At 75.2% G+C, this 8343-nt stretch carries 7 protein-coding genes; 4 read left to right on the top strand and 3 right to left on the bottom strand.

Annotated features, from left to right (window positions below; translation table 11 throughout):
- A partial coding sequence (locus tag GQS09_RS24845; protein WP_243761755.1) for a response regulator transcription factor occupies positions 1–286 on the top strand: 286 nt, incomplete at its 5' end.
- Between the two features lie 26 nt (positions 287–312).
- On the opposite strand, the gene GQS09_RS24840 is transcribed toward GQS09_RS24845, so the two are convergent.
- A complete protein-coding gene (locus GQS09_RS24840) occupies positions 313–837 on the bottom strand; it encodes a cupin domain-containing protein (protein WP_165989807.1) in 525 nt (174 codons plus the stop codon).
- Between the two features lie 109 nt (positions 838–946).
- Between GQS09_RS24840 and GQS09_RS24835 the strand changes: the two genes are divergently transcribed.
- Positions 947–2158 carry a cytochrome P450 gene (locus tag GQS09_RS24835; protein ID WP_165989806.1) on the top strand — a complete coding sequence of 404 codons (1212 nt, stop codon included), beginning with the start codon at positions 947–949 and terminating at the stop codon, positions 2156–2158.
- 41 nt (positions 2159–2199) lie between these two features.
- On the opposite strand, the gene GQS09_RS24830 is transcribed toward GQS09_RS24835, so the two are convergent.
- Positions 2200–3357, bottom strand: coding sequence for a sorbosone dehydrogenase family protein (locus tag GQS09_RS24830; RefSeq protein WP_165989805.1), 1158 nt, complete (start codon positions 3355–3357; stop codon positions 2200–2202).
- 164 nt (positions 3358–3521) lie between these two features.
- Entirely contained in the window at positions 3522–4544 is a 1023-nt protein-coding gene (locus GQS09_RS24825; RefSeq protein ID WP_165989804.1) for an aldo/keto reductase, read from the bottom strand.
- A 274-nt stretch (positions 4545–4818) separates the two neighbouring features.
- Here GQS09_RS24825 and GQS09_RS24820 point away from each other — a divergent pair, with 274 nt between their 5' ends.
- Together GQS09_RS24820 and GQS09_RS24815 are read left to right on the top strand one after the other, a co-directional pair.
- Positions 4819–5757, top strand: coding sequence for a 2-hydroxyacid dehydrogenase (locus tag GQS09_RS24820; RefSeq protein WP_165989803.1), 939 nt, complete (start codon positions 4819–4821; stop codon positions 5755–5757).
- A gap of 353 nt (positions 5758–6110) precedes the next feature.
- Positions 6111–8343 (top strand): sensor domain-containing diguanylate cyclase (locus tag GQS09_RS24815; protein WP_165989802.1); only part of this gene is annotated, 2233 nt, incomplete at its 3' end.

Here is an 8343-nt window from a genome sequence, read left to right as displayed (position 1 = left end):
CCTCGCCCTGCGCCCCGCCGGGCCGGGCGGGCCCGCCGGAGGCGGTGCGGCCGGGCCGGCCGCACCCGGACCGGGGCTGACCGCCCGGGAGCGGGATGTGCTCTCCCTGGTCGCGGCAGGCCGCAGCAACCGCCAGATAGCCGAGGAGCTTTTCATCTCCCCGAAGACGGTCAGCGTGCACGTGTCCAACATCCTGGCCAAGCTGGAGGTCTCCGGCCGCGGCGAGGCCGCCGCGCTCGCCCACCGCCTCGGCCTCCTCACCGAGACCGCTGCCCCCACCCGCTAGAGGGAGGGCCGCCGCCGCAAGGGGCCTCAGGCGCTGGGGAGCTGCTCACCGCAGCGCGGGCAGTACGCTGCCGCCCGCATCTCGATGACGGCTCCGCAGCCCGGGCAGACCCGGCTCAGCAGGCAGGCCGGCTCACCGCCCTCCTCCGGCTCCGGGCCGGCCGCCCCCCGCCCGGGGGCCCGCCGCAGGCCGCGGACGGACAGACCGGGGCGCCGGCGGTGCACCGTCAGCCAGACCAGGCCCTCCGGCCCGGCCCGCACCCCGCGGACCGTGCCCCGGGGCACCAGGTGCACCGCCCCCGGCAGCAGATCGCGCTCCGCGCCGCCGTGCCGCAGCACCCCCCGGCCGGCCAGGACGGCCACCAGCACATCCAGCTCCGGCTCGGCATGGTCGGCCACGGACCCGCCGGGCGGCAGCCGTACGACGTTGGCGTCCAGCTGGCGCTCCGCACCGGTCAGCCGCCACAGGGCGCCGGACCGGTCCGCGGCGATGCCGCGCAGGAGGTCCTCCACCCTCACGTGTTCGGCACTGCTTCCGGGATCCTCGGCCATGCCGCCGATGATCTCATCCCACCCGGGGCGACCCGTCCGAAAAGCGCCGTACCCGGCGGGCCCGGGGGCGGGTTAACGTGCCGGTCCGACCACCCACAGGGAGATCCGCATGGCAGTACGGCCCGTCGTCGATCTCAAGCAGCTAGGCCCGGACTTCTTACGCGATCCCTATCCCGTCTACGCACGGCTCCGTGCCGAGGCCCCCGTCCATCCGGTCCTGGACCCCGACGGTGAGGAACTGTGGCTCGTCGTCGGCCACGAGGCCTGCCGCACCGCCTTCACCCACCCGCTGCTCAGCCGGGACTGGCGCAAGCACGGGAACGTCGGCCAGATCATCAACACCGACCAGGACCAGCCCGCCCTGGCCCACATGCTGATGTCGGACCCGCCGGAACACACCCGGCTGCGCCGCCTGGTGGCCAGGGAGTTCACCCCCCGCCGCATCGAAGGGCTCGCCCCGCGCATCCAGCAGCTCACCGGCGATCTGCTGGACGCCATGGCGGCCCGGCCCGGGCGCCGCGCCGACCTGATCGCCTCCTTCGCCTTCCCGCTGCCCATGACCGTGATCTGCGAGCTGCTCGGCGTGCCCGAACTGGACCGGGCGGCGTTCCGCGACTGGTCCAACGAGATGGTGGCGCGCACCAGCCCGGAGGCCGAGGCCCGCGCCTACCAGGAGATGCCGGCGTATCTGGCCGGGCTGATCGAGACCAAGCGGTCCCGGCCCGGCGACGACCTGCTCAGCGCGCTCATCCACACCGCCGACGCGGACGACGACGACCGGCTCTCGCCCGAGGAGCTGATCGGCATGTGCGTGCTGCTGCTCATCGCCGGGCACGAGACCACGGTCAATCTCATCGGCAACGGCATGCGGGCGCTGTTCGCCCACCCCGACCAGTTCGCCGCGCTGCGCGCCGACCCCGACGGCCTGCTCGACGGCGCCATCGAGGAGATGCTGCGCTACGACGGTCCGGTGGAGACCTGCACCGACCGCCTGGCCCTGGCGGACGTGGAGATCGGCGGGGTCACCATCCCGGCCGGCTCCACCGTCCTGATCGCCATGGCGGACGCCGACCGCGACCCGGAGCGCTTCCCGGAACCGGAGCGGTTCGACATCCGCCGGGACGCCCGCGGCCACATCGCCTTCGGACACGGCCTGCACTACTGCCTGGGCGCGCCGCTGGCCCGGCTGGAGGGCCGGATCGCCTTCCGCGCGCTCCTGGAGCGCTTCCCCGGCCTGGCCCTGGACGCCGACGAGGCCGCGCTGCCGTGGATTCCGGGCCTGCTGATCAGGGGAGTGCGGGAACTGCCGGTCCGCTGGTGAGGAGTCGCCGCCGAGGCGGGGCCGGCCTGCCGGCCCGGTGCTCAGCTCACCCGCAGCCGGAGGACGCGGTCGTCCGCCGGCTGCGGGTCGCCACGGCCGTCGGTCTCGTTGGTGACCAGCAGCAGCCCGCCCTCGTCCACCGTCAGCACGGTGCGCAGCCGGCCGTACTCGCCCTCCAGGAACGCCCGCGGCTCCCCGACCGAGGCGTCCTCGGCGACCGGCACCCGCCACAGCCGCTCGCCGCGCAGCGAGGCCATCCACAGCGCGCCGGAGTTCCACGCGAGCCCGCTGGGCGAGGCCTCGTCGGTCGGCCACTGGGCGGCCGGGTCGATGTAGCCCTGGTCCGCGCCGCCGCTGCCCTCGTGCTCCGGCCAGCCGTAGTTGCCGCCCGGCTCGATCAGGTTCAGCTCGTCCCAGGCCCGTTCGCCGAACTCCGAGGCCCACAGCCGGTCCTGGTCGTCCCAGGCCAGGCCCTGCACATTGCGGTGCCCCAGGGAGTACACCGCCGAGCCGGGGTCCGGGTTGTCCTCCGGGATGTCCCCGTCCGGGGTCACCCGCAGGATCTTGCCCGCCAGGGAGTCCGGGTCCTGCGCCAGCTGCGGCTGGTCCCCGGTGTCCCCGGTGGCGAGGTAGAGCATGCCGTCCGGGCCGAAGGCGATCCGGCCGCCGTTGTGCCGCACCCGGCTGCCGGGGATACCGGTGAACACCTCCTCCGGCTCGCCCAGCGAGGGGCCCCCGGCGTCGTAGGCCATCCGCACCACGCGGTTGTCCTCGGCCGTGGTGACGTACGCGTAGAGCCCGCCGTCGTGCAGCGCCAGGCCGAGCAGGCCGCCCTCCCCGCCGGTCACCACGCCCTGCACCGTGGTCAGTTCGGTGACCTCGCCGCTCTCCTCGTCGACGTGCGAGATGGTGGCCTGGTCCCGGGAGCCCACCAGCAGACCGTCGTCCGGCAGATCCACCAGGCCCCAGGGCGAGGGCAGCGACTCGGCGACCGTCTCCGCCACCTCCACCGAGCCCTCGTCCTGCCGTGGGGCGGAACCGTCCGGGCTCTCCGGGCTGCCGGTGGTCCGCCCGCCGCCCGACGCGGTCTCCGTCCCCGCGTCGCCGTCCCCGGCGCATCCGGCGCCCGCCACGGCCAGCGCGACGGCGACGGCCGTCGCCGCCAGCGCGTTCCTCGTCCGCGTCCCACGGCTTCCCATGCGCGGTTCCCTCCGCTCGGCCGGGTCCGGCCCGGCAGCTCATCGGTCTCCGGACAGCAGCACACCACACGCCCGCCCCGATCGTCCGCACATACACCCCCGCCCGCCCCGCGGTTCCGCCCTGCTCCCCGGCCGGGGCCGTCCGCGGGCACCGCGGGGCCGGGTCAGTCCCAGGACGACTGCGCCGGGGGAAGGCAGGTCAGTTCGTGGACGTCGGCCGGGGTGAGACGGAGGCCGTCGGCGGCGCAGTTCTCGCGCACCCAGCGCTCCTTCTTGGAGCCCGGCACGGGTATCACCACCGGGCTCAGCGCCAGCAGCCAGGCGAGCGCCGCCTGCGCCGGAGTGGCGCCGGGATGACGGGCCGCGACCCGCCGCAGTCCGGCCACCACCGGCTGGTTGACCGCCATCATCTCGGCGGTGAACCGCGGGTCCGCGGCCCGCAGATCGCCCGCCTCGAAGCCGCCCCCGGTGGTCAGCGTCCCGGTCAGGAAGCCCCGTCCCAGCGGCATCGCGGCCAGCAGGCCCACCCCGTGCGCCTCGCACCAGGGCAGGAGCTCGGTGCGCGCCCGCTGCGCCCACACCGACAGCTCCGCCTGCACACTGCTCACCGGGAAGATCTGCTGGAGCCGCTCCAGCAGCCGCAGCACGGGCGGCCGCGCGGCACCGGCACGGGAACCGGCACCGGCACCGGACGGGGTGCCCCGGGAGTACGGCCGGTCCAGCGCGCACACCCCCAGGGCCCGTACCTTGCCCGCCGTCACCAGCTCCGCCATGGCCCCCCAGGTGTCCTCCACCGGGACCTCCGGATCGGGCCTGTGCAGCTGGTAGAGGTCGATCACATCGGTCTGGAGCCGGCGCAGCGAGGCGTCGCAGGCCCGGCGGATGTAGGCGGGGCTGCCGTTGGCCACCAGATGCCGTTCGCCCACCAGCAGCCCGCACTTGGCGGCCACGAAGGCGTCACCGCGCCGCTCCTTCAGCACCCGCCCGAGCAGCAGCTCATTGGTGAACGGGCCGTACGCGTCCGCGGTGTCCAGCAGCGTTGCACCCGCGTCCAGCGCCGCGTGCACCGCCCGCACCGCTGCTTCGCCGTGCTGCTCGGACGGGGCATACCCCCAGGTCATCGGCATGCAGCCGAGACCTATCGCCCCCACCTGGAGCGCTGTCGCGCCCAACGCCCGCTCCCGCACCTGACGCCCGTCCCTTCCCGGCCGGCCGCAACCGGCCCCTGACCGGCCGGGGTTGTCCCGGCCCCGGAACGACCAACGTATCCGGAGCACCGCACGCCTGCGCGATCCGCCCCGTCCGCCACGCCCGGCGAAGGCCCGGTGCGCGCCCGGTGCGGGCCCGGCGCACGCCCGGTGCCCACCGGCGTGTCCCGGGCCTCCGGAAGCGAGGGGGTGGCGTCCGGTGGCGCGCCCGGCGGGGCGGAGCCGCCCCCGGGCCGGGGCTTAGCCTGAGCCCATGACCAACGGTGATGCCTGGCTCCCCCTGCCGCCCGAGGAGATCGGCTACCTGCCTGCCGCCCTCAGCTACCGCCACTGGGACGGCGCGCAGGACTTCCCCGCCGATCCGGCCGACTGCGTCTTCTACGCCGTGCCCTACATGAAGCCCGCGGAGACGGTGCTGCGCCCGCTGCGCGACATGCCCCGGCTCCGGGTGGCGCAGACCCTGACCGCCGGCTACGACCACATGCTCCCCGGCCTGACCGCCATGCCCGCCGGAGCCCTGCTCTGCAACGCCGGCGACCTGCACAACACCAGCACCGCCGAACTTGCCGTGGCCCTCGTCCTGGCCGCCCAGCGCGGGATTCCGGAGGCCGCCCGCGACCAGACCGACGGCCGCTGGCAGCCCGCCGTCCGTCCCTCCCTCGCCGACCGCACCGTGCTGATCGTCGGCTACGGCGGCATCGGCGCCGCCGTGGAGGACCGGCTGGCACCGTTCGCGGTCCGGCGGGTGCTCCGGGTCGCCGCCGGCGCCCGGCAGTCCCCGCGCGGACCGGTGCACGCCCCGGCCGACCTGCCCCGGCTGCTGCCCCAGTCCGAGGTGGTGATCCTGTGCACCCCGCTCACCGACGCCACCCGGGGCCTGGCCGGCGCCGGTTTCCTGGCCCTGATGCCGGACGGCGCCCTGCTGGTCAACGTCTCCCGCGGGGCGGTGGTGGACACCAAGGCGCTGCTCGCCGAGGTGGAGACGGGGCGCCTGCGGGCCGCCCTGGACGTCACCGACCCGGAGCCGCTGCCCGCCGGCCACCCGCTCTGGCGCGCGCCCGGCGTGCTGATCACCCCGCACGTCGGCGGGGCGTCCAGCGCCTTCCTGCCGCGCGCCGCGAAGCTGCTGCGCGGCCAGCTCACCCGCTTCGCGGTGGGCGAGCCGCTGCGCCACGTGGTGGCCACCGCCTGACCAGGACGGGCGGCCCGCCGCGCGCCCGTGGTGCGCGGAGTGCGCGGTGTGCGTGGAGAAGGGCGGAGAAGGGGCAGAAGAAGGGAGAGGGGCGAAGAAGGGGCGGAGAGTACCAGAAGAGACGCCTATATCAGACACATCCCCAGACTGTCACTCAGAGTTGTGAAGATATGCCACTGAGTGACAGTCTGGTGTAGTGTCCGACAGGTGGCGTGCCCGGAACGACAGGGGGGCGACAGCCAATGCACAGCGCATCCAAGGCAATTCAGCCGCGTGACCGACGGCTGCCGGCCGCGCCGGCCGCGGACTCCGCCGCGGACCGCGTCGCGGAGCGTGGTCCCGCACCCGCGGGGATGCCGGGTCTCCTTCCGCCCGTCGGACCACCCAAACCGCGCACCGGGTACCGCCTGCAACTGCTGGTGGTACTGGCCTGCGCGGGCTACGCCACGGGCGCCGCCTTCGGCTGGGGCTCCCCCCGCCTCGCCCTGATCATGGGGGACTTCGGCCTCAGCGCCGCCGCCCTGGCGGCCGGCGCCTCCTGCCTGATCTACGCCCGGGTGCGGGCCGGCCGGTTCCGCCCCGCCTGGACCCTGTTCGGCCTCTCCTCCCTGATGCTGGCCGCGGGCAACGGCGTCTGGGGCTGGTACGAGGTGGTGCTCGGCGAGCCGGTGCCGCGCACCTCCGCCGCGGACGTCTGCTTCCTGCTGTTCGCCCCGCTGGCCATCGTGGGCCTGCTGATGCTGGCCAAGCGGCCGGTGTCCCGGGCCGGCTGGATCTGCCTGGTGCTGGACGCCTGGCTGATCGGCGGCTCCCTGCTGATCCTGTCCTGGAGCGTGGCGCTGGCCCACACCGCGCAGGTGCAGGGCGAGACGGTGATCCGGGCGGCCCTGTCGCTGGCCTATCCGCTGCTGGACATCGCGCTGGTCTCCATGGTGCTGGTCCTGCACTTCCGCCGCACCTCCGTGCACCGCTCCGCGATCAACACCGCCATCGGCTCGCTCGCCCTGACCGTGCTGTGCGACGCGCTGTTCATCTCGCCGCTGATGCAGCAGCAGTACGCCTCCGGGCAGTTGCTCGACGCCGGCTGGTTCACCGGCTCGCTGCTGCTGGCCACCGCTCCCTGGCTGGTCACCAGTCCGTCCGCGGCGGACCGCGGCGCGGTGCCCGGTACGGGCGGCGGTGGCGCACCGGTGCCGGCGGGAGGCGCGGCGGGGGTCCCGGCCCAGGCCCCAGGCCCGGTGCACGCCCCGCCCGGGGCGCACGGCGGAAGCCGGCCCCTGATCGGCTCGCTCACCGCCCTGACGCCCTATCTGGCCGCCGCCGTGTGCACCCTGTCCATCCTGCTCAGCACGGTCAACGGCGGCGACCCGGACCGGGTGGTGCTGTTCTCCGCCTGCGCGCTGGTGCTGGCGCTGCTGGCCCGCCAGGGCATCATGCTGCTGGACAACATCGCGCTCACCCGGGAACTCGCCCGGGCCGAGAACCACTTCCGTTCCCTGGTGCAGGGCTCCAGCGACGTGATCATGATCGCGGCGCCGGACGGCGTGCTGCGCTACGTCAGCCCGGCCGCCGCCGGGGTCCTGGGCCAGGAGGCGGAGTCGCTCCACGGCCGCCGCCTGGCCGCGCTGATCCACCCCGAGGACATCGGCCCGGTCACCCACGAACTGCGCCGCTTCCTGTCGGTGCCCGCCGCGCAGGAGCCGGTCACCCGGGTGGAGTGCCGCGTCCGGCACGGCGCCGGCCACTGGCTCACCATCGAGTCCACGGTCAACCGCCACCAGGGCGGCCTGATCTTCAACAGCCGGGACGTCACCGAACGCGTCCGGCTCCAGGCCCAGTTGCAGCACAGCGCCTCCCACGACCNGCACAGCGCCTCCCACGACCCGCTGACCGACCTGCCCAACCGGGCGCTGTTCACCGAACGCGTGCGCCAGGCGATCCACGGGCGGCGCAGCATGGACACCCTGGCCGCCGCCGTCTTCTACATCGATCTGGACGGCTTCAAGGCCGTCAACGACAGCGTCGGCCACCAGGCCGGGGACGAGCTGCTGATCCAGGCGGCCCGGCGGCTGCGGGAGTCGGTGCGCGCCGGTGACACCACGGCCCGGCTCGGCGGTGACGAGTTCGCCGCCCTGCTGGTCGGCGACCCGGGCGACCCGGGCGACGCGGGCGACCCGGGCGACGCGGGCGTTCCCGGCGGCCCCGAGGGTGCCGCGGGAGGCGGCGCGCCGGGCCGGCGAGCGGACACCCGGAGCCGGGAGCAGCGGGTGCTGGAGATCGCCGAACGGGTGCGCGGCGCGCTGTCCCGTCCCTACCGGCTGGCGCACACCGAGGTGCGGGTCGCCGCCAGCATCGGGATCGCCTTCGCCGAGCCCGGCATCACCCCGGCGGCCCTGCTGCGCAACGCCGATCTGGCCATGTACCGGGCCAAGCAGGGGGGAAAGGCACGGGTCGAGCTGTATGCGTCCACCCCGCCCGTGGACGGCCCGCGTCCGGCCGCCGCCCTGGTGGCCCCGGCGGCGGACGGCCTGCCGCCCGCCACCGCCCTCGCCGGTCCCGGCCCGGGCCCGGGCAGCGCACCGGCCG

Origin of the sequence: Streptomyces sp. YIM 98790 (genome assembly GCF_011421595.1) — a bacterium.
In the GTDB taxonomy this organism is placed as follows: Bacteria; Actinomycetota; Actinomycetes; order Streptomycetales; family Streptomycetaceae; genus Streptomyces.
The sequence above is the reverse complement of the archived record's forward strand: the minus strand, read 5'-3'. Positions and strand labels throughout refer to the sequence as shown.